Origin of the sequence: Bradyrhizobium agreste (assembly GCF_016031625.1) — a bacterium.
Taxonomy (GTDB): Bacteria; Pseudomonadota; Alphaproteobacteria; order Rhizobiales; family Xanthobacteraceae; genus Bradyrhizobium; species Bradyrhizobium agreste.
Genome location: NZ_JACCHP010000001.1, coordinates 202205 through 227929, shown reverse-complemented (window position 1 = coordinate 227929; position 25725 = coordinate 202205). Strand labels below are relative to the sequence as shown.

Genomic DNA, 25725 nt, shown 5'->3' with positions numbered 1-25725 from the left:
ACAGCAACAGCACTATAGCAGCGCCGCCGATGCGAGGGCGACTACGGTGCTCTGCTGGCGCAGCAAAAATGACAGACGCCTCAAAGCTGGAACGAGCAGTAGGTAATCTGGCGGAATTCGGCTCATTTGGAGTGAGTTTCCGCAAGTCGTCGAAACGGGAATGGAGCCAGCTCCGATTTGAATTGCGCCTTGGCTCAGCGTTCGCACACCATGCAGGCTGTAAAGCAACTGATAAGGCTCCTGTGCGCATTCCCGCACCAATCGCATATATAGTGCTCTACGTCGCCCTCTACGCGGCGTTCGGCGCCGCATCTCCGTTCTGGCCAAAATTTTTCGAAACGAGAGCTCTGGCGTCCCAGCAGATCGGGCTGATCCTTGCAGCCGCAATGCTGACGCGGCTCGTGTCCGGGCCGTTGGTTGCCAGGCTTGCGGATCAGCTCGGGTCACTGCGCCTCGTGCTCGCAGGCTGTGCTGCCGTGGCGGCCTCAGCAGCCATCGCATTGCTCTGGGCTGATAAATTCTGGTGGTTGCTTCTTGTCGCGTTGGTTCAGGCTGCCGCTCTCGCCCCCACCACCTCGATCGCCGATGCGTTATCGGTCAATACAGCGAGGCCTCGCTTCGAGGGACGGTCATTCGAGTACGGGTGGATACGCGGAGCTGCCTCCGCGGCTTTCGTCCTGGGAACACTGGTCGCCGGACAACTCGTCAGCCCAGCCGATCTCACGGCGGTTATCTGGATGAACGCTGTCTTCCTGATCGCCGCCACTGGCGCCACTGCATTGCTACCTGAGCAAGCCAGAGCGCAGAGATCGCCGTCCTTCGCTGTGTCAGGGCTGAAAGCTCTGGTCAGCGTGTCGCAGTTTCGCATCATGATTGTCGCATCGGCTTTGATCTATGGCAGTCATGCAGTGCACGATGCATTTGCAGTGATCAGGTGGAGCGATGCGGACATCAGCACTTCGGCGATTAGCTTTTTGTGGTCGGAAGCGGTGGTCGCTGAAGTGTTGGTGTTCATGCTGGCCGGTCCAGCACTCCTGGATAGGTTTGGCGTGCGTGGCGCGGCTATCTTGGCAGCTGCGGCTGGAATCATCCGCTGGTCCGTAGCGGGCGTGACCACCTCCGTGTTGCTGCTCTCGCTGATACAGCCATTGCATGGATTAACGTTCGCTCTGCTCCATCTCGCTTGCATGCGGATGATGGGAACGCTGGTCGCAGCAAGCGTCGCCGCAACTGCGCAAGCTCTCTATGCGTTTGGCTCAGGATTGGTAACGGCAGTACTGACCTTCCTGTCCGGCGCACTGTATGCTTCCTATGCCGGGGCGGCGTTCTTTCCCATGGCGGCGCTCTGCATCATCGCGCTCCCATTAGCCTGGTTTGGCTTCGCCAATGCGAGAGACTGATACTTCGGTCGAGCAAACGGGGGCAAGGGCCGCCGGTATATCCTCCGCCGAAGGCGCATCCGGGCTGCATCTCCTGTCTCGCGCGGTCTGTCACTTTGACAGTCGGACGACATCCTTTACGAGCTCAGTGGCGCCGGTTTCTGCCGTCATGCGCGACTTGCAGAAAAGTGTTCCCATCGATGTCAGCTCGTCTTGGATCTCCGCTATGTCAATCTTTCGCCGATGTCCAAGCGAGCACCGTTGCGGCTCAACCAAGGAGCCGACTTCGTCCGAACGTAAAACCAGTCGGTGCGAACCTTCTGGCCACCTCAAGCGCGTGGTTCTCGCTGCATTCCAGCGCGATCTTTTGGGAAAGCATAACATCTCCGACCGGCAGATTGCCACGCGGCATGAAACACAGACCGCTCATCGGGCGGCCCTTTTTGTCGACCTCGCAGACGTTCGTCGACGCGCCCGCGTAGATCCTATATTTCCTGCCAGTATCGCCCCCGGTGACCTCGAAGTAACCCTTTTCCGTGAACTGTGCACGCTGGGCCGGCGAAAGCCACGCCCGCAAGAGCTGCAGCGAGCGGCCCTCCGGAGTTCGTTCGGCGCCGTGCCTGATGAAGAGAGCCCGAATGGCTCTCGCGCGCCGGCCTTCACGCGGGCGAGATGATCTGAAGCCCAACATAGCGCGGGCCAATCACCCGCCGACCAGCCTGGGGAAGAAGACGGTTTCTTCCGCGTTCGGGTCGAACGATCGCATTTGCGATACTTGACCCGGACCCGTCCGGACTGCCGCGGTGAAGCCGGCGTCGGTTAACTTGTGGAACCGCCGTTCGGCCTTAGCGAGCTCTCGCGCGTCGTCTGGATTGAAAAAGTGACGGCTATCGCCGGTACTGTCCATCACGATCTGGATCGCCATGCTCGTCTCCCTCGGAATGATGATGGGAAAGACTTGTCCAAGTATCCCGCCGAAGTCGCGGAGTTTCAAGACAAGAGATTGCCGACCTAGCCCAGATCTTCTCTTGGCGCGGCAAGGACGCCGGCGCGGCCACACCGAACCGTATGCCGTCGAGCCTCAAAGAGCTTCTGAGGCGGCTTTCCAGCCCGCTAGCTCGTCGCGCATCGCGCCTTCAGCGGCCGCTTACGAGATGCAAGCGCCAAGGCTGAGATCAGCCGCTCGATTTAGCCGTTGGTGGCCGTCCAGCATGAGCGCGGTCTGCAGTGAAGCCGCAGTCGATATTTTGAAAGTGACGCGCTGTATGCCTTGCGATAAGCCCCGAACGCATCTGAAACAGCGAACCGACGGCTGAGCGGTATTAGATCCGATCGTGTAGATGCACAGGGCGTGCGGCGGATGGTTGAGCGCTCCGAGCCGAGCATGTGCCCGCCAGCTAGGAACCAGCCGAAGAAAGGAGATTTATTCGTTAAACGCATTTTGAAGGGTTTACCAATGGCGATCGATGCTTTTAGAGGAACAACGCCGCTGTTTCTTCCTGAACGCTTTTTTGTAGGGCGGCTAGAAGGTTGGGCAGTGCTAGAAAGTCTAGTTGGCGGATTACTGAAGCGCGCAACAATTACTGGTCACGGCGAACTAGATGCCGACACTGATACAGTGCTGTTCACTGAGGTATATACATTTGACGATGGTCATAGCGATACTCTGCATTGGACGATCCGAAAGGGTGAGGAAGGTAAGTACACCGGCTTGGAAAACAGACTGGAAGGTGAGGCCATCGGGGAGCAAGGAGGTTGCGCATTCCACTGGAAATACACGCGCGATACGCCGCAAGGGGGCGGTAGATCGTTTAAGCTGAATTTCGACAATTGGTTCTATGGAATCGATGAACGAGCTTGCATAGTCCGCGGCCGTGCTGGCCGTGCCGGTATCCCATTTGCGACGGCGCACGTTACTTACCGTAAGCTTTAGCCTCGCTGGTGTCTGCCACCGCCACAGGCGAGAGCAGGTGGGGGCACAGAGAAAATCGGACCGCGGGCGAAGGTTGTCGGCAACCGCTCGCAGATCTCTCCGGGTATTGAAAGGGCACAGCCGCAAAGGCGGCGGGCGGGTCTGGGCAGGTGGGGTCGGGAGACGTCCTCGTTCTGCATCGCACGAAACAGGTCGGGCCCGATCGCGCCGCTCTCGAATGGGGCGATGAACATGCCGTCGGGCCGGCCGCGGACCAGCCGGGCTAGATCTTGCGCATCTCGAGCGGGAGCTGGCGCAGATCCTCGCCGCCGAGCGCGAGCAGATCAAACGCATAGAGCTGCACCTCACCGTCGTGCCGGCGCGAGTGCAGCGCGTTGAAGTCGGAGACACCGTCGACGCCGAGCACGACAGCCTCGCCGTCGATGTCGAAGTGCTGCTCGCGGTTGCGCTCCGCCGCCTGCACGATCCAAGCAAAACGGTCGGTCCAGTTGCGCCCGTTCCTGATGATCAGGCGCTCGGTGCGGCCGTTGCGCTGGACGCGCAGGCGATAGCCGTCATACGTGATCCCGTGGAACCAGTCGGGGCCGGAGCTGGGCAGGTAGAACTCGAATGTGCTTGGCATGAGAAGGTCACGCACCCGCGAATATGCGAATCTTGCGGTCGATTTGAGCGTCGGGATTCCTCAGTGAGGCACCGATTTCAATTGCATTGCCATACCTTGGAATTGCGGTCTGCTGCTTGCTCATGTCTGGTTGGTGAGCCTGGTGCTTTAGGACTGGAGCGGAAGGCTGGCTGCACGCCCGAGCCGCCAAGTTGGCTTTCGACGAAATCATTCAAGGAGATCTCGTGACCTTCAGCAGTAATCCTGCGCTCGAGATCGCGGGCAATGTCCTCGGACGCCTCGCGCGACCAGCCCGACCGGGTTGAACGCGGCCACACGGAGCACCCGGTCATATTGCCCGGCGAGAAGATCGCCGATCAGCGTGGAATGCCTTCCTCGATCTCGCGGAAGGCCGCACCGTCTCGGAATTCCCCAAGGACGATGTAAAAGTCGTTGTCGAGGCGATCGTTCGGAACGATGGACGGCGAGGCCATACGCAGAACTCCACTGACCAGAGTCTAAGAGAGGCAACGTTGGGGCCGAAGCTGGGGCCTCGCGCGATGCAGAGCCCTTCACCCTTGTTCTCCTACTCCGCTCTCACGCACCAGGCGAGCAACTCGGCGAGGGCCGTCCCACACCTCAACAGTAGGGTAGGCTTCTGAGAATTTCTCGGATCGAGCTTGGGCGTCTTTGTCCGTTGGGCAATCGATTTCATAAACTGAACAGACAACGCCTCCTGCATCGACCGCGTACGCAATATATCGCATCGCAGTTCCCAGATTGACGAGAACTGCTATCGAGACCTGCTTGATCGTCCCTGCGGCTGCGTCTCATCGTGAAGGAGGCTGGGGCCTTGGATCATGGCGTCACCTCCGCAATTCGACGCCGGGCGCTTTCAGCCACTCGCTCATATGCAGACCCTCTTCGAACTGGCGGGCTTTACGCAGCAACTCTTCCCGTCTGATACCGGGGGGAGCCGTCTTTGCACTTGCCCGCAGGCGCTCGGCTTCTGCGGCAAGTCGCTCTTGTAGAGATTGCGTTTGTTTGAAGCGACGCCGGCGCTTGGCCATGATCCGCTCCCCGGTTTGAGTTGGGCGGGAGCGCTGCGCTGCGTTCCGATGTTTGCCACTGTGTCTTGCGGTGATGATTGCAAACTACCTCAGTGGACGGTTTTATTCCTTCTCAATTGTTAACCGCCGAAGTTAGGATACCCCCGACTTTTAGGGTACTTCGCCTCTACGGTTTCATCTGGAGACGGCTCATAGGTCTTGACGTTGCCCCCAGATTTTATCCAGTTCTGAGTTCGCTCAAGCCGTTGGATTTGCCAAGTTGGGCGGTGGTAGCGACGGGAGCTGGCGCGGAGCCGTCGGCATAGCGTAGCGCCAGATCGCGCACGCTATGGATGGGGGATTGGTCGGCCGTGGCGACGCTCCTTTTGCTATGCGGGCGCTCTCGGTCTCTCAGGCACAGACGCCTACCGACAGAGCCGAAAGCCGGTAACGCCGGAACAAATGGGCCTATAACCCATGGTTCCTATTGAAATTAAGGAAACAGAGCGGCCTAGCTTTCGCGCGGTTTTGACGAACCGTAGGGATAGGCTCGCTGAGCAGCTCTTTGGCTTTGGCAAGCAATTCGAAAGATCGCCGGATCATTTCCCTCTCGCGCTCGGTCTTGGCGCGCATCCGTTCAATCTTTCGTTCGATCTGTACTAGTCATTCCAAGTCGCCTGTTGCCATAAAGCGCCTTCCGGTCAATCCGGAAGATTAACTCATGTTAAGTTCCAGGGTTTTGCGGATCACTCCCCGGCTTCGTTTTGGGGCAGGAAGCTGCATTTCGCTTATTGCCGCCCAGACAGTGACAGACCTCTCGGTCCTAGCTCGGTTTTTCGATCCGGAAAAAACCCAGGCTGGGGCCGATGTGGTCCACTCTGGAAGCACAGTAGTCTTTGGCGCCGAAGTTCCGAGAGGAGCCGAGGGCGTCCAGCGGATCGGGTTCCGTATTCTTCCGGCGTGTTCCCTCCGCGCGCAGGTTGTTGCGGAAGATTGCGAGCTGGCTTTACAATCTCGCCGTGTACCGTCTGCACATGACATTTGGGATTTCGGCATCCGCGATTCACATATGTACTCGCGGATCACTGCAGTTCAGTCGATGTTTGAGAACTCATTTTGTAACGCATTTGGAACGACATGTCCTGTAAAGCAATAATCTCAGCTTACGTACGCTTAAAGGAACCAGCAGGAGCTTGAAGATATGAGAGACCTTCGGCGCGGATTGCTCGAGTCCGCGTCCGGCTCCGCAAGCAAGCACCTTCACGCAGATCTCCGATTGATCGAGGATGGGTTGGAACAGCTCCGCCGTCGCAAACTTTGAGGCCGGCACCGAATTCGCTGCCGCGGCCCTGCCACCCCTGCATGGAGCGCCGTGATCGCCTGCTCCAGCGCGCGCTTAGCGCCGATGTACAGATCCAACAGGTCGCTGGGGCGACGCCGTTGATGTTGCATATCAGCGCTCCTTTTGAGCGTGCTCGGCCTCGACGGCGCGGAGCAAGGCGGCAAGGCTGGAATATTCCACGCCATTGCGCGCGTACCGGTTGACGCGCTCGACATATCGGGCCGATCCGTCGGGCTTGCCGCGCCAGCTGAACAGCAGCACGGCGCTGTTGTGCTGGCGCAGAACGTGGCCGGCGCCATTACCAAAATACTTGCTCATGGCGTGGGGCTTCATGGCCGGCCTCCAGCTTCGCCAGCTCGGACTCGTCCATTCCCGGATGAGCGTCCCGGACGGGGACGTTCCTATTGTAGGCGAGGAGAGATTCGGCGGGGGTGAACAGCTTCACACTTCTTGGTTTTCAGGCGGCTTCGAATAGGCTGATAGCTGCACAGGTCGGGAGCCTTCCATGGGAACAGAGTGCCCGGCTGCCCCGGCCCCGGGAGCGCGAGCTCCGGGCTGCGCAGTACGTCCCTATGTGGACGGATCGGCAGCAATATTCGATCGCAAACCAGATGGCTGTCATCGCCGCCTATGCAGCCGAGCATCGGCTCACGATCGTGCGCACTTACATCGACGAGGGCATCAGCGGATTGTGACCTGCCACTGCGTATTTCCTCCAGAAAGAGTTAGACTCCGGCCCGAAGAAGGACGGACAGATGAAGCGAGCAAGGTCCACGGAAGAGCAGATTATCGCGCTATTGAAGGAGCAGGAGGCTGGGCGAAGACAGCCGACCTGGCTCGCAAGCACGGTGTTTCCGAGGCGACGATCTACAATTTGAAGGCCAAATTCGGCGGCATGGACGTTTCCGAGGCGAAGCGGCTGAGGGCCTTGGAAGAGGAGAACGCGAAGCTGAAGAAGCTTCTGGCCGAGCAAATGCTCGATGCGGCCGCACTTCGCGAGCTGCTTTCAAAAAAATGGTAGGGCCCGCCGCCAAGCGCGCTGCCGCCGCACATCTGCAGGCCGTCCTGAGCCTGTCGGAACGGCGGGCCTGCTCGATCGCCGGGCCGGATCGGAAGATGATCCGCTATCGCTTCAGCCGCCCGCCGGATGCAGTTCTGCGTGGGCGATTGCGCGATCTCGCCAATGAGCGGCGGCGTTTCGGCTATCGCCGTTTGTTCGTCCTACTGCTGAGGGAGGGCGAACCATCGGGGATCAATCGGATCTACCGGCTTTATCGCGAGGAAGGGCTCACCGTCCGCAAGCGGCGGTCTCGCCGCAAGGCCGTGGGGACCCGTGCCCCGATCCTGGTCGAGGCCCAACGCGCGCTGGTCGCTGGACTCGTCCACGACCAGTTCGCCAATGGCCGGCGCTTCCGCATCCTCAATCTCGTCAACGACGTCACCAAGGAATGCCTGGTCGCGATTCCAGAGACGTCGATCTCGGGGCGGCGCGTGGCCCGCGAACTGACGGCAATCGTCGAGCGACGCGGCAAGCCAGGAATGATCCTGTCCGACCATGGCACCGAGTTCACCTGCAACACCATGCTCGCTTGGTGCAAGGACGCAGCCATCGATTGGCACTTCATCGCACCCGGAAAGCCGATGCAGAACGGCTTCGTCGAGAGTTTCGATCGCCGGATGCGCGATGAATTGCTCAACGAGACCCCATTCTTTGATCTGGAGGACGCCCGCGCCAAGATCGCCAATTGGGTCGCCGACCACAATCTCCAGCGGCCTCACTCGTCGCTCAAATATCTGACCCCCGCGGCCTACGCCGCCCACCTCACCGCAACGGACGAGGAAGCTCGACGGTAGCAACGACAGGTCGAGGGGCAACGCATCGTCCTCATAAAGTCTTGAGATACTCAACAAGCGCTCGGCGCTCGGGTTCGGTCAATTCTGGTCCAATAACGCCAGGCGGCAGCTTCGTTAGGTCGGTTTCCTTGCCCTCGAACGAATGTCCGCGATTGCTGTTACCAAGCAGCGACACATCAAAGTTCGTCAGGCCGGCCGCACAGCTCTCGGTCGCCTTTGCTTTCGTAACAAGCCCGACCTTGGCCGGGTCGAACGCACGACTGCCGACGCAAAACGACGTCGGCCGTTTGGCTTGCGGCACCAACATGTCTCTGAGTGTCGGAACGGACCCATTGTGCAGATAAGGAGCCGTTGCCCAAACACCGTGCAACGGGCGCCCCCCGATACTGAGGCTCAAGGGCGAGAACGACTTCGTCCTTGTCGTTGCGGCTCGCACGCGCCCCGACATAGACTCGCTGGTTTTGGCAGTTCTTCCTCGGTCCCCACATTTGCCGCTTGGTTTTTTCAGAAGTGCCGTTCGCAATGATCCATTGGTCGATCGTTTTGCCGACCACGTCCATGAGCGCGAGTACAAATAGAGGATCTACACCTTTATCTGCCAGAAGTCCGCAACCTCCGGCTTTGTTGAGGTCATCTGCAGGATTTAATCCGAGTGACTCGGGTATTCTGGTCGAGATTCTCATGAGGCGTCGGACTAGCAGGCGGCGGGCTGCCGACCTTGCCGACCGTCATGCCCGCAGGCGGCACAGCCGGCGGCGTATTCGTCCCCTTGAGATCCTTCAACGTTACCGGTGCGCCAGTGGTCACCTTGTCGGCCAACGTCGGTTGCGTTGGCTTGGGCAAGTTGGCCGGGATCTGCGGTTGCGGTTGCGGCTTCGGCATAAGCTGCTAATTGGTCAGCACTGGCGCCTTCGGGGCAGGCGCTGGCGCCGCTGCACGGGGTGCAGACGGCGCCGGGCGGGGAGCGGGAGAGGTCGCATTCGCGTTATGCACGGTTGCAATGTCCTAGCGAGGCTGCAGCAATGCCTACCATCAGTGTCGAACGCATGGTGTTTGGGTCCTTTAACCCGAGTTGACCGGCGACATCATTGCGACCGTCAACGTGAGGATCGGGCTGCGGCGCTTACGCACAGGAAAGATCGGTGTCATCGGTAGCTTCGCGTCACAATTCAAAAGGGTCGCCACCAGGTAGCGGATCGACCACTCTGCTTTCAGGGCCGCGTCTTGCCAATTCAAATGGATCGCCACCTGGAAGCGGGTCGACCATGGCGGCCAACTCCGTCAAGAGTCGCCCGGCGTGATGCAGTACAGCCGCGCGAGGCGTTCTCGTGTCGGCTGCTAATCTGGTTTCCGTAACAAGTGCTGTCGGCAGATTGACTCTGGCAGCGCGTACATTCGCTATTCGTTTGCGATATTCGCTGCGATGCATAGTGCGATCTTCGACCTCATGGAAATGGCGCTCCTTGTGGCGCGAGCCGAAGATTTCTCGAGCTGCTGAACCGTTGCTGACGATTTGATAACCGTTTTTCAAAGTCTGGAACGGTTTGCTGACCTTGTTTAGATGATCAAATTGGACAGACCGCGGCTTATGCCAGGATTCGAAGAAAGAAGGATAGACGAAGTTGCTTACGGCGATGCCGTCGATTTCATACTCCCCATCCTCCACCGCGTCACACATTTCGTAAGCGTAAAATAGGCCGTTGCCGCCTTGAGCCCACATCTGCGCGCCGGGATCGATCAACATTTCGAGCAACTCATGGGACGTGGTGACGCTCACCTTCTCCCCGGCTGCGATGGTACTCTTGACGAAGACCTTCGACACAGGCTGTCCGTCCTTGGTCAGATCATGATAACCGAGCGCATCGGCCGCATCAGAATCATCCAGAAAGACAATTTGCCATTCATTGGGCTTCGGCTTGTCAGAAATCTGAAGCTTCGCAGGATAACCCCATATGGGTACGAAATCTCGCTCCAATTGCTTTTCCAATGCTGCCACCAGTTTCTTGAGGTCGACCTCAAGGGGTGTCTTCGCCAGATTCGCAAAAGTTATGGTCGGAAATTTCCCTTGATTAAATGCGGCTGCTCTAATCATCGCGAAGCTCCTTCGGGTGGCGAATAAAAAGGGTTATGTCTGCATGCGCGGGAGAAATCACAAATCGCCAAATGGATCTTCAACTTTGTCGCGGGGTATTGGGTCCACCACCCTAGGCGTTCGGGTCTTCGTTTTTGGTCGCTTGGTGACCAGTGCTTTTGCTTTCTTTGTACGCCTGGAGGGGCGAGGTGGCGCGCGCTTTTTGGCTTTTGAGGCTGATTTTGCCATTCGGAGGTGATCCCTTATGGAGCGCGGATGAGCTGGAGCTCGCGGCTTTTCAGTTGGTCGACCGCCCTGGCCGCAAGTTCTTCGGCCCAATTACGGGTCTGGGCAGTAAGAGTGTTTCCTATGAATATGTCGTCCGCCGGTAGGCGTGGCGTGCGAACAGGGCGGGGCGGCACCCTTGCCACGCGCACAGAAGGGACGATGACGGAGGCATCGCCGCTTCGTTCTCGGGAGAAGAGGTAACTACGCAGCGAAGTAAGATAAGTAAGGACGTCCTTATCTACAGCAAGGCCCACAGTGACCTTATGAGTGTCCGTCCGGTTCAGCGTACCAGTGAGCGAAGCATCGGCGAGTTGGAAACCGGCGCCGACGGGAGTAAAGATGACTTTGGGTGTTGATGACCCGTCAATTGTCGTCGTGAAGGTAAGTTTGTCCGCAATAGTTGGGGCGCCGATCGCGCCGGCTGCGGCGTCCTTTTCAGATAACTGCCCGAGATAAACCAGCTCGAAGAAGGTCTTCACAAGTTCATCCACGCCGATATGACCGGCGATAGGATAGACGTAGTTGGCCTGCTTAATTTGTCCCTCGCAGTATCGGTGACCTCGCACAGGCACATTTACTCTTACCAAGAGTTCGCTGAAGGTGTCGGTGACCGTGAAGGATCGCTCGTTAGTCCGGTTCCTGTTGAAATCGCCTGACACAGCAAGCGTTAATTTTCGTGCCCAAGGACCCAATAGGTTCACGGTGGTGCCAAGATCATTTTGTTCACTCATGGTGAGATCAAAATTGTAGGCGATCGCTGTCGAGTAGATCACGCGGTAAAAATTTCGCACTTGTTCATATTTCGGACCCGGAAATCGATCTGGATTGAAGCTGCTAATCGAGTCGGGGTCCGCTTCGTAGTCCGCTAGTACTTGTCGGGCGATTGGATCGCCGAGTTGATCATCATGATCAGTGGCAAGCCGCCTAAGTTGTCGGATCACAAATTGCAACGCGGCTTCGCGCGTTTCACAGCGGATTTGCCGAGCAATATGATACGTATTAACACCGGTGACGTCTTCTGGCAGCGGATGTATGGAGCAATTCACCAATAGAAACGCGGCCAAGCTTGCGGCGAGTATTCGAATAAACATCGGATGTCCCCCGCCAACGTTTAATCCTCTGATTGTATATGCACATTATGATTGTATTGTATGTTGCATTCGCGCAACAGATCGTGAAATTCACAAACCGTAAGTGTGAACGCTGCGCGCTTTCGCGCGCGGCAAAGTTTAGCAATAGAAACGCTGAGCCGCTTAAGCAGCCCAGCGCGATGCTCGGTCTGACTACGTGGCCAACGCCGTTTCCGGCGCCCGCACCGGCAGCCGCAGCCCTGTGTCAGCCAGCTCCTCTCGGCCAGCATCCGCTCGGCAGCCTCGGCTATAGCGGGCTTTTTCAAGTCCGCGAGCTGCATGCCGCTTCCTCCGACATCCCTTCATGCACCGCCTCGACAATTACCGGGAGAGTCCGACTGAGGGACCCGCTTGCGGGATACGGTTGGATGCCTTGCGCCGACGAGCCTCGGGCCTGGTTTCTCCGTCCTCCTGGCCGTGCACTGGGGTTAGACGCGCAAGGGGAGGCGAGATTGAGACGCAATAGGCCCACGCCAGAATTCGTTCTTGGTCGAAGACAATGGCTGGCATCCCCTTAATCGGTCTTGACTTACGATCGGGCGGGCGTTCAACTGGTCTGCATTGCAACCACGTGTTGTGCATTAGTTGCGGCAGTTTGCTGAATTCATTTGAGATTGAGGATGAGTATGCCTAGGCGCATCGTGCTCCTCTCCGATGGTACGGGTAATTCATCGGCCAAAGTCTGGCGGACCAACGTCTGGCGTATGTTCAGTGCGCTGGACCTCACCAATGACGATCAGGTTGCCTGCTACGACGATGGGGTCGGAACATCGTCGTTCAAGCCGTTGGCGATGCTCGGTGGCGCCTTCGGCATAGGCCTCCGCCGCAACGTCATCACGCTCTACAAATTCGCCTGCCGCAACTACCGCGCCCCTGGTGACGAGATCTTTGCCTTCGGGTTCAGCCGGGGCGCGTTCACGATCCGCGTCACCATCGGCCTCATCCTGGATCAGGGGCTCATCCCCGCGAAGGACATCTCGGATAGCGAGCTCGACCGCCGTGCCAGGGAGGCGTACCGCGCCTACCATAGGCGGCACTTCCACACGAATTGGTACCTGATGATCCACGGCATTAAGAAGCTGTTGGGAAAAGCGCCGACCGCATCCGCCCCGACAGGGGTGCCCGCGGGAAGACACTCGCCGGTCATCCGTTTTCTTGGGCTTTGGGACACCGTGGCTGCGTACGGCCTTCCTGTTGATGAAATGACCAAGGGCGTCAGTCAATGGATATGGCCGCTCGAACTTCCGAGCCATATGCTGCATTCCTCCGTGAGACGTGCCTGCCATGCGCTCTCCCTTGATGACGAGCGGACGACCTTTCACCCTGTGCTTTGGAACGAGAGGCGCGAGCCGCCTCCGCCTCCAGGAGCCACGCGGTATACGTTCAATGAACGGATTACGCAGGTTTGGTTCGCTGGCGTACACGCCAACGTCGGCGGCGGCTACCCGGACGATTCACTCGCCCACATTCCGCTGTACTGGATCATGGAAGAGGCGCGTGCCTGCGGCCTATCGTTCAAAGAGTCCGATCCTGCGGCGGTGGCTGAGATCAAACAGGCTCAGGACAAGGACGGCCGACTGTATGACTCACGGGCTGGTGCGGCCAGCTATTATCGCTATGGTCCCAGGCGGATTTCCCGCCTAACCCGTCAGAGTTTCTCGTGGACCACGGGGGACGAGGTCTACGTGGAGAAACCCAAGATCCACGAGACCGTCTTGCGACGTATCAAGAATAATGCGCACGTCTATGCGCCGATCGGAATTCCCCACAACTACGATGTGGTCTCGCCCGAGATAGCCCCGGATGGCTGTGTCCACTTCCGCATCGATGGTCTGCCGGACAACGCATCGGGGCCGGCCGTCAACACCCCCGAGACCTCTGATCAGGCTGAAGGCCGTGTGGTCGCCGAGCGGCAGTTCGTTTGGCCGTTGGTGTACCTGCGCGCCTCGCTGTATTTCCTCACGCTCGCGGCGACGATCGTCTTTCTGGTCTTTCCATTGACTGGACGTAGCGACCCTCTTGGAGAACGGGTGAACGCGCTCAAATGGGTCTCCGACATGATCCGCACCTTGAGCGGCTTCTTGCCGTCGTGGGGAGCGCAATGGTTGGCATCCTACGCCCAGTACCCCGTGGTCTTCCTGCTTCTGGTGGGCACAATCAGCGCGCTGCTCTTCGGCGGGAAGCGCGTCGCTGCGGCTATTGACGACCGTATGACGGCCCTGTGGAGGGACGCATTCGCCGGTGAGCTTGCCGCCCCCGAGACGACTCCTAGCAACAGCCTTCACGGACGCGAGCTCGTCCTCGCCGGTGCGCGCGCTGCGTGGCGCTACTACTTAGGGCCGGCACTTTCAGCCGTTGCGATTGTCTATCTAGCAGTCACGATCGGCAATCGGCTCGCGTTCACGGCTGTCGACCAGGCTGGACTGGTCTGCAAGCCCACGAAGACACTTGATTACATCCCGGATGCCGGCGCGCTGGTGTCCTTTGATGCCTCGGACCTTTGCTTCGCCACGGGCTACAGGGTGGGACGCCTTGAGCGGTACTTCGTCTGGACCAACCCCGACCCTGCCGCACTTGCCAGGCAGTACAGGGACTATTCCACCAGCCGCGCGACATGTCAGGCGAGTACGGGAGAGCTGCGCAACGGCGGCGTTCCTACCGACGCACGAGGCTATTCGACCTTCAACAACCCGGACGGCGGCACCGAGCTTTCCTGGACAGAAACCGTCATTCACGTCTTCGCATTGCCGCTGCGACGGTATTATTCCCAGCCCTGGTTCCAACCAGTGGCGCGCTATGGCTCGCTCGGTAACGAGGTGGATTTCCTCGAACCTGATCCGGATCGCCGCGTGAAGAAAATCTCTGAATACGTGACGCCCAAAGTGACCGGCGAACTGTTCTTCTACTTGAATGACGGCGTTCTTCTTCTCCCGCGCAAGTATCAGTGGCTTTACGGTGACAACAAGGGCTGCATTTCGTTCTTCATTAAGCCGTCCAGGTAATCGTGTTGCGAATTGGCAAGCCCATGTTGGGGGTATGATGGACTTGAGTGGAGTCTACATTGCCGGATTGGTCGTTTCCGGCATAGCGACGATCGGCTTCTTCGGGGTGAACCACAAGTTCAGGGCGGAGGTCGACCGGGCGGTTGCTCCGATGATCGTGCCTGAGCGGCAATGGCGCGGATATAGTGCCCAGGATCTCAACGAGTTCAGAATAGTCGCTGTCGAACAGTCCACAGCGTTCGGGAAATCTGCGCTTGACCTGTACCGCGACAACGTCTTGCGGCTCGATATGGGGTTTGCCGTCGCGTTAGGCCTTTTCAGCCTACTGGCTTGGGTCGTCGCTACGCAGCAAATCGGCTCGTCGATCGTGTCGTCCGCCGCGATGTTCGGCGGAATTGCGGGGGCCATTTACGGTATATCCGACCTGGGCGAGGACATCATCCTTCGCATGCTTCTCCGCCCAGAGCGGACCATCCGCGACGACGATGCTAGGACTGCGACGGCCCTTACCTGGCTGAAGCTCGCGACGATTTGCATCTCAATGGTCGGAGCTATCGTGTTCGCACTTTTATCTATTGTCTTTGGGGCGATGCGTTCCAGTGCCAAGTCATAGAGCTGGCGTCCACGAGAGCGAACGAGATGAGGAACAGACGCGATGGTCCCGCTGCGAGCATGAGCGGCCCAAGGACTTAAGAACAACGTAGTTGATGCCTGATGGAGGTCATCGGCCTATGCCGCGCGCCGAAAGCGCGCGGAAATTTTTTGAGGCGGCAAGCCGGGCCACGCGAGCGGCCCGGCAGCGTGTTGATGGATGGCTTAAGCGGCCAGCATTCGCGCCGAAGCCTTTTGCGTCAGCCGCAGCACCTGCGGCAGCCAGCCCTTGTCGGCCAACAGTCGCTCGGCCGCCTCAGCCATCGCGGGCTTCTTCAAGTCCGCAAGCTGCGCGGCGGCTTCCTCCGACACCCCTTCACGCACCGCCTCGACGATCGCCGCCTTGGTCACCCGCCCAAGGTGGTTGGCGGCGGTGGGCTGCCAGTGAGCCGCCATGTCCAGCGAGACTGCCTGGGACAGCGCCTCGGCGTGTTTCAATGGGGGAGATGAGGTTGAGCCCGGCCGGACCACTGCATCGAACGTAAGAGCCGCACAATGCGCCAACAACCGCATCAGCTGCTCCTGCGTGAACCCCAGCAAGGCGTCCCACAGGTCCTCCACCTCGGCAGGCAACAGCTTGGCAAGCTCCGCCTGCCGGTCGCTGCACGCGCGGCCCTGCGGGCTTTCATCGATGCCCGCCGCATGCCCCGACAGGTAAACCGTACGCACGGTCACGTCGAGGCACGACACCCGGTTGCCAAAGTAGAACGTGGACGCGACGAACGCATGCACCACGGCGATGAACGCAATGTCGGGACGCGACGCCACCGCTTCCCGCAATGCCGCCGTCCGCTGCGCGGTGAGTTGCGCCACCAGCCGCTCGGGTAGGGCAGCCGAGCCCTCACGTCCTTCCGAAGGCTCCGGCTCGCGCTCGCGTCGCTGCGCAGCCGGGGCCTCATCCTCCTTGCGGATGAACCCGCGCTCCACCCGCACGCCGCCGTCATAGCCGAGCGAGACGAACGCGCCGCCCGCCGCGATGTCGGCCGGGCCGTAGACCGGCTGGCCCCTCAGGGCCTCCATCTCCGCCTCGAGCCGGTCGACGCGCGCCTTCATGGCCTCGGTCATCGGCTCGTTGTCGGCGACGGTCTCCAGTTCGCGGTACTCCGCCTCCTGCTTCTCCATCCGGCGTTGGGCCTTCGCCGAAAGCTCCGGCTCCGACGGATAGACCCGCCGCATGGCGCTGGTGGCGCGGAAGTCGAACTCGGGCGTGACCATCACCCACGCCCAGCCTTCCGCCCGCACCGCCTGCGCCTCCTGCTCCAGCCTGGACAGCACCAGCCGGTCGAGCAGCCCAGGGTCGGCGAAGTAACCGCCGTTCTCGTCGTCGAACAGGTCGCGGGTGATGACCCCACCCGCCGCCAAATACGCATCGGGGCCGACGAACCGCGCACGCCGGTCGTCCGCGTCCACCTGGCCCTCGGTCAGCGCCCGGCGGATGGCATCGGCCCCCTTGTCCCAGCCGAGGCCCTGCCAGACCTCCTGCTGCCGCGCATGGTCGTTGGTGAGGGTGAAGGCCATCACCTGCTCAAGGCTCATGCCGCCCTCGCGGTAGAGCGCCATCAGCGCCGGGCTCACGGCAGCGAGCTTCAACCTCTGCTTCACCACCGCCGGGGTGACCCCGAACCGCGCCGCGATGTCGTCCGCTGCCATCCCCTTCTCGTTATGCAGCAACGCGAAGGCATCGAACTCGTCGGCGGGATGCATCGACAAACGGATGACGTTCTCGGCGAGGCTGATTTCGTGGGCGTCATGCTCGGTGTCGAGCACGCAGCGGATGAGGTCGGTCTTCTTGATTTGCCTGCGCTTGACGCGAAGCAGCTGCGCCAGCCTGCGGCCTTCGCCGATGGTGACGAAGTAATGGCCGGTCTCGCGGCCTTCGCCGTCACGCTCCGGCTCCACCACAAGGTTCTGCAGCATGCCGTTGGCCGCGATGCTCGCCGCCAAGCCTTCAATCTCCGCCGCTGTATGCCCGGTCTTGCGGACGTTGTGGGGGGACTTCTTGAGCATGTTCAGCGGCACGAAAATCTCGCTGCCGCTCTTCGGTTGGGTTTTCTTGGTCATCTTGGTCTCTTCCTTTGGTTTACAGGTTTCAGCGCAAAAGCCGCGCTGAAGCCCTGCCCGTCGGCGAGACCGGGGAGGCAAGTGCAAGGGCGGACGCACCGTGGGATATCTCCCGGTCTGCACAAGCGTAAGCGCGGAAGACTGGGGACACGGCTGCGGCCGAGCGTGACTTCACGCGATCCCTTGCAGGCGCCAGGGGTGGCGCCCCTTAGCCCTTCGCGCGAGGGATCGTGACCGAAGGCCGGGACACTTGGCCCGGCGCGCTTGCGCGTAGAGCCCGGTCGGCTACCGGCGCGCCCTGGTATTGTCGGAGTTGTTGAGGCACCAAGCGGGTAGGAAGAACGTCCCGGGGCTGCTGGTAGGGCAGATTTTCTCTTGGAATCATCAAGTTTTAAGCTTAAAAATGGAACTTATTCGTGTGATGGGTCATTTTCATTTACCTTAGCGTGTACTGCGTTTTGCGGAGGATGCCGTCTTCGACAGCTTCACGACCATATTTAGCTCGCTCTTCACTGCGGGTCATACAACGCGAGGTGCGCAGCTAGCATTCGCGACGATCCTGCTATTTTCCAGTGTCCAAATAATACTCTCGACAAAGACTCTCCTGCTTGCCCGTTATCCGGTCAAGCAACAGTATCGTGGCGTAGGCTACGAGTTGAATTTACTCTATCTCCTTCTCAAGAAACATATTCTGGGAGTGGTGCTGAGGCAGCCACTGACGCAGGCAGAGTTTAAGCGCTACGATCGTGCGCGCGAGGTTGCGAAGAACGTCTTCTTCAGCTTCCTTTTCTTCCCACTCTCACTTGTGGTGATCGCGTCAGCAGCAGCGTCTTTTGCAAGTGATCCGGGGATAACGGGTACTGACTACATTCTTCTATTCATTTCGATGGTTACAACTATTGTGCAACTTCGGATTTACGACAGCGAGCGACGGATATACAATGGGAAGGTAATCAATCCACCGTTTTCCCACGCTCCAGAGGAGGTCTCAGTGCCTCCGCGTAGTGGAGCTGATGATCTTGGCTCTGGGCTCCAGCAGGAGTCTGCGATGAGCTCAAAACCTATCTATCAACGTATCGACCCTAAGTCTTTTGCAAGGACAGCTAGCGAAGCCAGCAAGAACATCGACGAACTTATTGAGGCGGATAAGCGCGAGACTGAAGAAGCGCTTACCAAATCGAAGTGGTCGAGTATGTTTGAGCTCTCAGGAGCACCTGCAAAAGACAAGAAATAGAAATCGTTTGGGGGAGGCGACGGCGCGCAAGCGCCGTCAATTTTTGTGTCATGAAAGTTGTTGGTTTTCACGGGACGACCGAACAAGGACGTCTCGACATCGAAAGAGATGGGATCCGCACCACAAGTCGACTCAATCGCCGGCCGAAATGGCTGGGGATGGGCTTCTATCTATTTCAGGATGCGCCTGAGGCAGCCAAGTTATGGGCAACCGAAGTAGCTCGGCGTCGCGGCCAAAAGCCAGCGGTACTCAAAGCGACAATCAACTTGAGAGACTGTGTTGACCTGACTGATATCGGCTACTGGAAGCTCCTCAAGGACAATCAACACAACTTAGGTATGCCGGATCGAAATCAACTTGGCCCGGAAGCTCTGTTTCGAAATCTAAGCGAAGATGAGAGGAAGGAGCTTTATGCTAATTACGAGGATGATCATTACATCACTGCGTTTGTAGCGCTGTTGAAGAAGGAAGGCCACCCGGTGCGTTCTATACGTGCAGCCTTCATTGAAGGAAGCCCTATCCATACCCGCTCATGGTTATTCGACCGTTCGCATGTTGCGATTTGCGTCCGGTCCGAGGACGTTATCGAGCAAGCAGAATGGATCTGAGGCACGGCATTCGGAATCACCGGTTCAGGAATAAGAACTGCGGCGCATCATTTCTGACGCGGGGCAGCTAGCGCTGCACCTTGCGGGCCATCCGTTCTCAACGACTTCGACCATTTCCTAGTTTCTATTGTTCGCTGACAGGGGGATTCGTGTCCGTACATAACAGGATTTGTAGTCTGGCTTCGGCTTTGTGTGCTTTGATACTTGGCGGGTGGGCAACGGATGCAATCGCGATGGCCGAAGTACCTGCGGCGGGAAGGGCAGTTGTCCGATACGGGGTGCCAGCTGCGCGCTTCATAGCACCAAGGGCGATTCCGATGTATGTCGGATCCAGAATCCGCACTCTTTCGAACGAACGATATATCGCTCCTCCTGTGCGGACTCGGACTTACGTCCAGCCTCGGATTGTAGCTCCTCCGGCGAGGTATGTAGCGCCGACCTATGTAATTAGGCGCCGATAACGACCTTATATTGTTTGAGATCGACACATGGGGGTGGCCCCGTCTACTAGAATGGGATCAGCATAAGTGCCATCTTCTGAAGTAACGCCACTATGCTCTTAAGAGCAGTGCAGCAGAACATCCTGAAAGTTCGGGGCATACTTTTCATGCGAAACGATAGAGCCATGATCTGCTGATTGTCTTATGCGATGCGCAGCGTTTATCTACGGAATTATTCAGCCGGGCACGTTGAAGCAGCGCGTTAAAATGATCGAGGCGGTGCGGTATTCCGGATTGTAAGCGGCGCCACGACCGCCACAGCCTCACAAATATCGGTGTAGGGCACGGGATGCAGTGAAAACGATTGGATGGAAACAGCCTGTTTGGGGCTTAATCCTAGCGCCAAGCACCGGCGTCCCTGTCCCATCGGCCCTTCACACTCTCCGGGACGCGGAGGCCGTCGATAACAGGGCCGAAGAACCGCCGCAGATCCTTCTGTAGTTGTGGAAATGGCGGAGGCTCGAGGCTCGGCGGAGTCCGGCGGAGAAAGCCCGTCCAGAGCCCGCGCTCTTCGGCGATGGCGGCAAATGCCTCGGTGAGGCCCACAGGCATCTCGGTCGGGAACGCCGTCTCTCGGCGTCGAAGTGTCCCGCCGACGGCCTCGACCAAGCTGGCCAGGTCGAAGGGGAATGTGCGCGTCGTGATCCAGATGTCGTGGAAATCCTTGATCCGGCTGTTGATCTCGCCGAAGCGGACCATCGCTTCGAACTTCTCGGCGACGACGGTTTCGGGTGGGTACATCAGGATATTCGCCTGCGGCAGGCCGGGCAGTAGGCTGGGGAACTTCTCGCGTTTCGGCGGCGGATAGACGTGGTCTCCGAAGCCGATGTCAACGATCAGACGGATAACAGCTCCGGCGAGGCGCCCTTTCAAACTCAACCGAGCGCCCTGATACTTGTCGGCTTCGCGGAGTGGCTCGGCTTTCAGCGTGCTTGGGTCGAAAACGATGCCATCGTCGGGGACCTCCACTTGGCAAATGCGCGTGAAGAGTTCAGTAATCGCCGCAGGATCGGGATCGCCTTGGCCGAGCAGGTCGAGATCTCCAGTGGGACGAAAGACATGCTGGGGCCAAGTGACGAACAGCATCGCGCCTTTCAGCACGTAGCGCTCGGCGGCGTCTGTCTGGCTGAGACGGAATAGCAGGCGTTCGATAGCGTAGCGAGTCAGCACGCGTGCGAAATCGTCACGGTGCTGTTTGGCATGTGCGAGCAGCTTGGCCCGGATCGAGGCAGCTGGATCCTTGACGATCTTGCCCGTCATTCCATGGCCTTGAGAATAGGCTCCAGCCGGCTCGCCACGCGGTCGATCGCCGCAAACTTCATCAGTTCGCTCGGCGTGGTCTTCCTCTGTTGCAGGGCGTCGCGGAGCGCTTCGATCGCCACGTCCTCGCCGACGTGGCGGCGATGCTTAAAGCAATCGGCGACAGTTTTCGCCACGCCGTAGATTGGCACCTGCACACCTTCCACGTCGATGTGCTCGACTCCGGCCGTTAGACCATCGCCGGTCGCGCGGACAATTTCCAGCCGCAGTCCCGGCGCATTCGGCGTCCGGGACTTGTGAGGTATGGTCATCCAGACAGCGTGTGGCAGCTGGGTGGTCAGCTCGTGGTGACGAAGGGCGCTGATCAGGCTGATGACGCCGTTTGGGACCAAACGCGCCGCCTCGGCCAGATTATGCGCGACGTTTTCGCCGACGCGCTCGGGATCTTGGTAGAGGCCGCGACCGAGGCGGACAAGGTCGCCGGCGTCGGTAAGGCGCTTTAGGTAGACGAGGGGGATGCCGGCAGCCTTGAAATCGCGCGCGCGCGCGATCCCCCGAGCACGGGTGAGGCTGAGGGCGCGGTCGCGATAATTATGCTGACGTTCGAGCATATTGTTATCTAATGTAGGCAAAAATCGTTAATTGTCAACGAAAAGGAACAGTCTGGAGTTCTGAACTGATGTCATATATATTCTATGACATGACTTCGTCTAGTATTCCTACTGATCTCACACCAAAGCATGTGCGGGCGGCACGTGCCCTACTCGCATGGTCGCAGCGCGACCTTGCCAAGGCGGCTGGAGTGGCGACCTCGACCGTCGCCGACTTCGAACGCGGCCAGCGGACGCCGGTGGCAAATAACGCCCAAGCCATCCGTGGCGCCCTCGAAGGGGCTGGTATTCGGTTCCTGCCCGCTGGCGCCGTCATTGGGCCGGCCGTGCCAATCATCACTAAGTCCGATCGTCCCGGCGCGCCCATCCGATGGGTCACCGCTGAAGATCTCTCGAACTGGGCCAACCGTACGGATGGTGCTGTCAGCCTGCCGACGCTTCTAGCACACCTGATTCAAGCCACCCATGGTCCGGCCGCCCAACTTCGCTTCCCTGCCGATGAGGGCGTTCGGCATCCTGGCTGGGACGGGCGTACAACGACTGTGGTCGGGAGCGCGTATGTGCCCGTGGGAAACGCCGGATGGGAGATCGGCGCTCAGCGCAGCAACATCGCCCAGAAGGCGAGCGACGATTACCGAAAGCGAACGGCCAACCCCGAGCCACTCGACCCTCCCAACGCAACCTATGTATTCGTCACACCGCGCCACTGGCCGCAAAAGGACGCGTGGGCGACGGCGCGTCAGGATGAAGGTCCTTGGCGGAAGGTTCTCGCTTATGACGCCGATGACCTAGTTCACTGGATCGAGCAAACGCCTGCCGTCGGACTCTGGCTTGCGGCCCGTCTGGACAAACGGCCGCCTGGGACACGAGAGCTCGAGGAGGTTTGGGAAGAATGGTCGCTCGCGACCCAATGGCCCCTGACCGAGGACCTGGTTCTGAGCGATCGAGACCAGGACGCCGCCGAAGTGCTGCGTTGGCTTCGTGGTGAACCGTGCGTATTCTCCCTCCAGGCGACCACAAGCGAAGAGGTGGTGGCGTTCTTCCACGCAACCCTCAGCGAGCTGCCGACCGACTTAGCGACTGCGTACCGCGCCCGCTGTCTTGTCGCGACCACCGTGGCTGCGGCCCGGGCCCTGGCCAATGCTCCCGCGCCTCTGATCCTGCTGCTGACAGAGCCAGAGCCTGGTCTAGCCCGCAGTCTTGCCGAGCGCGGCCACTACGTCCTCCAGGCCTATGACGAGCGCCCGATCTCGCGCGGAGAAGTCCGCACACTTGCCCGACCGTCACGCGACGGGATCGCCAGCGCGTTGACGTTAGCAGGCATTGCCGAGCCGCGCGCCAAGGCGCTCGCCCGCGACAGTGCCCGCAACCTCGCCGTCTTGCGTCGTTTGATTCCTGGAGCTCCCGGGCGACTTCCAAAATGGGCGGAGGAGCCGCCGCCCCGCGCTCTACTGGCGGCGCTTCTGGCCGGGGGCTGGGATGAAAACGCCGAAGCTGATCGGGCTCGGCTCTCGGAGCTCGCCGATCAGCCCTACGACGCGGTGATCGCCGCTCTAGCGCCGTACGTCGGGCAATTCGACAGCCCGCTTCAGAAAATCGGTTCGACTTGGCGCGTCGCGTCTCCGTCAGATGCTTGGTTCCTGCTCGCGCACAACCTGACGAGCGCCGACATCAAGCGGTTCGAGGCCGCGGCGTATGCCGTCCTAGGGTCGTCGGACCCGCGCTTCGACATGGATCCAGACGAACGCTGGATGGCGGCTGTTCGCGGCATTCACCGGGAATACTCGGGCATGCTGCGCCATGGCATCGGTCAGGTCCTCATCATGCTAGCCCTATGGGGCGATCGAGTTCGCGCTGTGCCCGACGCCGCTCAGCGGGCCGATGCTATTGTAGGAAAGCTGCTTCAGAACGCCGATCAGCGGCGGTGGTGGTCGCTTTCCCGCGACTTTCGCCTGCTTGCCGAGGCATCGCCGGGCGCTTTCCTGAGCGCGATCGAAGATAGTCTCGACAAGAACGACCCACCCATTGGCGCCCTCTTTGGTCACGACGAGGGTGGAGTATTCGGCGCCGAGCACCTGTCCGACCTGATGTGGGCGCTCGAAGCGCTCGCGTGGTCGCCCGACTGGATGCCCCAGGTGACGCACGTCCTGGCGCGCTTGGACGCCATCGACACCAAGCCACGCCGGTACACAAATGGCCCAGCCAACAGCCTGCGCGAGATCCATCTGCTCTGGATTCCGCAAACCTATGCCAAGCTCGACGAGCGGCTTCGCGCGCTAGATCTGATCCGAAAGCGGGAGCCAAACGCTGCGTGGAAGCTGATGCTCGGTATCCTGCCTCGAGGGCACGACACGTCGACCCCGTCACCCATGCCGCGTTGGCGCGACTTCACTGTCGACAATCCGGAAACGGTTAACTGGGCCCTGATCGGGCGGGGGGCTGCCGCAATCAGTGAGCGCCTGCTTGCCGACGTTGGGCTGAGCCCGGCGCGGTGGTCACTCCTGCTCGACCGCCTTGGGGATCTGGCGCCAGACCCAGCAGCTGCGCTTGAGGCGCTTGAAGCGACGGAGCCGCGGATCACAGATAAGAACGATCGGACGACGTTCTGGGACAAGCTGCGGCGGGTGCTCCATCATCATCGACAATTCCCCGACGCCGAGTGGAGCCTGTCAGCCGCAGTGTTGGATCGACTAGAAGCGGTCTACAACAGGTTCGCGCCCACCGATCCGCTCGAGCAGGCTGGCTGGCTTTTCCAGCAATCGGTTCAGCTGCCGAAGCCTTCAAAGGCTGGCTGGGAAGCGGAACAGCGGGATGTCGAGACCGCTCGGCAGAAAGCAGCGCAGGCGGTCTACGCCGAAGGCGGGATTGCGGCTGTGCTGTCACTCGCCAGACTGACCGATACAGCTGGCTATCTCGGCAAGGCCCTCCATGAAAGCGGGCTGTCGGCACCCGAGCTCGACGTCCTACTCGAAGCAGCAGTTCGAAGCGACCACCCCCGCGAGCGCGACGTCGCGCACGGTTTGATTATCTCCATTTTCCGAGACCGGAAGAAGCCCTGGGCGGCGGCGCTGATCTCGAAGGCGCGAGCTGAGAGATGGGGCGACACCGCCCTGCAGACGATCCTCCGCGCCCTTCCGGTCGAGCGCTGGACCTGGGATCAGGTTTCCGAGATCGGCGGCGAAATCGAAACAACGTACTGGCGCTTGGCGCCGGTGTTCTGGATCAGCGACGACGGCGAAGATGTCGCTTACGCCATCCATAAACTGATCAGCGTCGGCCGCGCCCGCCACGCCCTGCCGCTGGCTGAGCGCGGCAACAAGGCTCATCTGCCAACCAACTTGCTGGTCGAGGTACTGCAGGAGGCCGCCCGCCAACCGTTCGAAAATGACGGTGACAGCAACGAGGCGACTATGTTCCAGCACTACGTCGCAGAGATTTTGCAGTTGCTCGACGAGCGTAACGATGTCGACCGAAGCGCTCTAGTCGCCTTGGAATGGAACTATCTTCGGGTGCTGGAGCATTCCCGCCGACCGGCGAAGGTGCTGCTAAGCGCGCTCTCCGAGCAACCGTCGCTGTTCATCGAAATGCTGAGTGTTGTCTTCAAGGCGAGCGAGGAAAGTGGCGTCGTCGATCCCGAGCCGGAAAACGCTGAGCATGCGCGCGCGGTCGCCACCCAAGCTTATCGCTTGCTGGAGCTTTGGAATCAGATCCCCGGGACACGCGATGACGGCATGATCGATGGCAAGGCGCTGGAAACGTGGATCAAGGAGGCCCGAGCCCTGGCCAAAGCGGCCGGGCGGGAGGACGTCGCCGATAGTCGTATCGGCAACATGCTGTCGGCCTCGCCGATAGGCGCGGACGGCAATTGGCCGGCCGAGCCTGTCCGGGAGGTGCTCGACCTTTTTCGTAGCAAAGCGATGATCGAAGGCTTCCAAATCGGTAAGGGCAACCGGCGCGGCATCACCACCCGCATGCCCGGCGACGGCGGCGAACTCGAACGTCAAGAAGCTGCAAAGTACCGAACGTGGGCCAAAGCGATCGCCTATGATCACCCCCATACTGCTAAAGCGCTCGATGCTCTGGCGGAGAGATACGAATGGGAAGCGCGTCGACACGATGAGGACGCCGAGCGTCTCGATTGGGAGCCTTAG

At 59.8% G+C, this 25725-nt stretch carries 20 protein-coding genes and 1 pseudogene; 10 read left to right on the top strand and 11 right to left on the bottom strand.

Going from position 1 to position 25725, the window contains the following annotated elements; genetic code table 11:
* Window positions 1-68: 68 nt before the first annotated feature.
* A complete protein-coding gene (locus HZZ13_RS00840; protein WP_210349168.1) occupies window positions 69-1400 on the top strand; it encodes an MFS transporter in 1332 nt (443 codons plus the stop codon).
* A gap of 682 nt (window positions 1401-2082) precedes the next feature.
* Here HZZ13_RS00840 and HZZ13_RS00835 read toward each other — a convergent pair.
* A complete protein-coding gene (locus HZZ13_RS00835) occupies window positions 2083-2304 on the bottom strand; it encodes a hypothetical protein (RefSeq protein ID WP_197957795.1) in 222 nt (73 codons plus the stop codon).
* Between the two features lie 531 nt (window positions 2305-2835).
* Here HZZ13_RS00835 and HZZ13_RS00830 point away from each other — a divergent pair.
* Window positions 2836-3312 (top strand): DUF3833 family protein, encoded by a 477-nt coding sequence (locus HZZ13_RS00830; protein ID WP_197958079.1) that lies wholly within the window; start codon window positions 2836-2838, stop codon window positions 3310-3312.
* Window positions 3313-3574: 262 nt separating this feature from the next.
* On the opposite strand, the gene HZZ13_RS36560 is transcribed toward HZZ13_RS00830, so the two are convergent.
* The 3 genes from HZZ13_RS36560 to HZZ13_RS00815 all read right to left on the bottom strand — a co-directional run bounded on the left by HZZ13_RS36560 (window position 3575) and on the right by HZZ13_RS00815 (window position 6637).
* Window positions 3575-3934 carry an ATP-dependent DNA ligase gene (locus HZZ13_RS36560; RefSeq protein WP_246504230.1) on the bottom strand — a complete coding sequence of 120 codons (360 nt, stop codon included), beginning with the start codon at window positions 3932-3934 and terminating at the stop codon, window positions 3575-3577.
* An 845-nt stretch (window positions 3935-4779) separates the two neighbouring features.
* Window positions 4780-4983, bottom strand: coding sequence for a hypothetical protein (locus HZZ13_RS00820; RefSeq protein ID WP_197957794.1), 204 nt, complete (start codon window positions 4981-4983; stop codon window positions 4780-4782).
* Between the two features lie 1432 nt (window positions 4984-6415).
* Window positions 6416-6637, bottom strand: a complete 222-nt coding sequence (locus HZZ13_RS00815) for a hypothetical protein (RefSeq protein WP_197957793.1) — start codon at window positions 6635-6637, stop codon at window positions 6416-6418.
* Between the two features lie 239 nt (window positions 6638-6876).
* Here HZZ13_RS00815 and HZZ13_RS00810 point away from each other — a divergent pair, with 239 nt between their 5' ends.
* From HZZ13_RS00810 to HZZ13_RS00805, 3 genes are read left to right on the top strand one after another with little or no spacing between them, the layout of a single operon-like run.
* Window positions 6877-6999 carry a recombinase family protein gene (locus HZZ13_RS00810; protein ID WP_197957792.1) on the top strand — a complete coding sequence of 41 codons (123 nt, stop codon included), beginning with the start codon at window positions 6877-6879 and terminating at the stop codon, window positions 6997-6999.
* Window positions 6996-7325 (top strand): transposase, encoded by a 330-nt coding sequence (locus tag HZZ13_RS37555; protein WP_376707010.1) that lies wholly within the window; start codon window positions 6996-6998, stop codon window positions 7323-7325. Before HZZ13_RS00810 ends, HZZ13_RS37555 begins: the two co-directional genes overlap by 4 nt.
* Window positions 7319-8158: an IS3 family transposase gene (locus tag HZZ13_RS00805; RefSeq protein ID WP_376707009.1), complete on the top strand. Its 840-nt coding sequence runs from the start codon at window positions 7319-7321 to the stop codon at window positions 8156-8158. The genes HZZ13_RS37555 and HZZ13_RS00805 overlap by 7 nt, the downstream gene beginning before the upstream one ends.
* Window positions 8159-8189: 31 nt before the next feature.
* Here HZZ13_RS00805 and HZZ13_RS00800 read toward each other — a convergent pair whose 3' ends face one another.
* The 4 genes and pseudogenes from HZZ13_RS00800 to HZZ13_RS00790 all read right to left on the bottom strand — a co-directional run bounded on the left by HZZ13_RS00800 (window position 8190) and on the right by HZZ13_RS00790 (window position 11608).
* Window positions 8190-8465, bottom strand: coding sequence for a hypothetical protein (locus HZZ13_RS00800; protein ID WP_197957791.1), 276 nt, complete (start codon window positions 8463-8465; stop codon window positions 8190-8192).
* 12 nt (window positions 8466-8477) lie between these two features.
* Window positions 8478-8606, bottom strand: a pseudogene (locus HZZ13_RS37550) (c-type cytochrome); the annotation flags it as partial.
* 714 nt (window positions 8607-9320) lie between these two features.
* The gene (locus HZZ13_RS00795) at window positions 9321-10250 is read right to left on the bottom strand and encodes a hypothetical protein (RefSeq protein WP_197957790.1); all 930 of its coding nucleotides are present in this window, start codon (window positions 10248-10250) and stop codon (window positions 9321-9323) included.
* 242 nt (window positions 10251-10492) lie between these two features.
* Window positions 10493-11608 carry a Y4kA family protein gene (locus tag HZZ13_RS00790; protein WP_197957789.1) on the bottom strand — a complete coding sequence of 372 codons (1116 nt, stop codon included), beginning with the start codon at window positions 11606-11608 and terminating at the stop codon, window positions 10493-10495.
* A gap of 665 nt (window positions 11609-12273) precedes the next feature.
* On the opposite strand from HZZ13_RS00790, the gene HZZ13_RS00785 reads away from it, so the two are divergent.
* Both HZZ13_RS00785 and HZZ13_RS00780 read left to right on the top strand, forming a co-directional pair.
* Window positions 12274-14649, top strand: a complete 2376-nt coding sequence (locus HZZ13_RS00785) for a T6SS phospholipase effector Tle1-like catalytic domain-containing protein (RefSeq protein ID WP_197957788.1) — start codon at window positions 12274-12276, stop codon at window positions 14647-14649.
* 43 nt (window positions 14650-14692) lie between these two features.
* On the top strand, window positions 14693-15262 hold the full coding sequence (locus tag HZZ13_RS00780; protein ID WP_197957787.1) for a hypothetical protein: 570 nt from the start codon (window positions 14693-14695) through the stop codon (window positions 15260-15262).
* 203 nt (window positions 15263-15465) lie between these two features.
* Here HZZ13_RS00780 and HZZ13_RS00775 read toward each other — a convergent pair whose 3' ends face one another.
* A complete protein-coding gene (locus tag HZZ13_RS00775; protein WP_197957786.1) occupies window positions 15466-17361 on the bottom strand; it encodes a ParB/RepB/Spo0J family partition protein in 1896 nt (631 codons plus the stop codon).
* Between the two features lie 655 nt (window positions 17362-18016).
* Here HZZ13_RS00775 and HZZ13_RS00770 point away from each other — a divergent pair.
* Window positions 18017-18595: a hypothetical protein gene (locus tag HZZ13_RS00770; protein ID WP_197957785.1), complete on the top strand. Its 579-nt coding sequence runs from the start codon at window positions 18017-18019 to the stop codon at window positions 18593-18595.
* Between the two features lie 50 nt (window positions 18596-18645).
* Window positions 18646-19203, top strand: coding sequence for a hypothetical protein (locus tag HZZ13_RS00765; RefSeq protein WP_197957784.1), 558 nt, complete (start codon window positions 18646-18648; stop codon window positions 19201-19203).
* A gap of 836 nt (window positions 19204-20039) precedes the next feature.
* Here HZZ13_RS00765 and HZZ13_RS00760 read toward each other — a convergent pair.
* Complete coding sequence (locus tag HZZ13_RS00760; protein WP_197957783.1) at window positions 20040-20963, bottom strand: nucleotidyl transferase AbiEii/AbiGii toxin family protein; 924 nt, start codon at window positions 20961-20963, stop codon at window positions 20040-20042.
* Window positions 20960-21574, bottom strand: coding sequence for a type IV toxin-antitoxin system AbiEi family antitoxin domain-containing protein (locus tag HZZ13_RS00755; protein ID WP_197957782.1), 615 nt, complete (start codon window positions 21572-21574; stop codon window positions 20960-20962). Before HZZ13_RS00755 ends, HZZ13_RS00760 begins: the two co-directional genes overlap by 4 nt.
* 68 nt (window positions 21575-21642) lie before the next feature.
* Here HZZ13_RS00755 and HZZ13_RS00750 point away from each other — a divergent pair, with 68 nt between their 5' ends.
* The gene (locus tag HZZ13_RS00750; protein WP_311972574.1) at window positions 21643-25725 is read left to right on the top strand and encodes a helix-turn-helix domain-containing protein; all 4083 of its coding nucleotides are present in this window, start codon (window positions 21643-21645) and stop codon (window positions 25723-25725) included.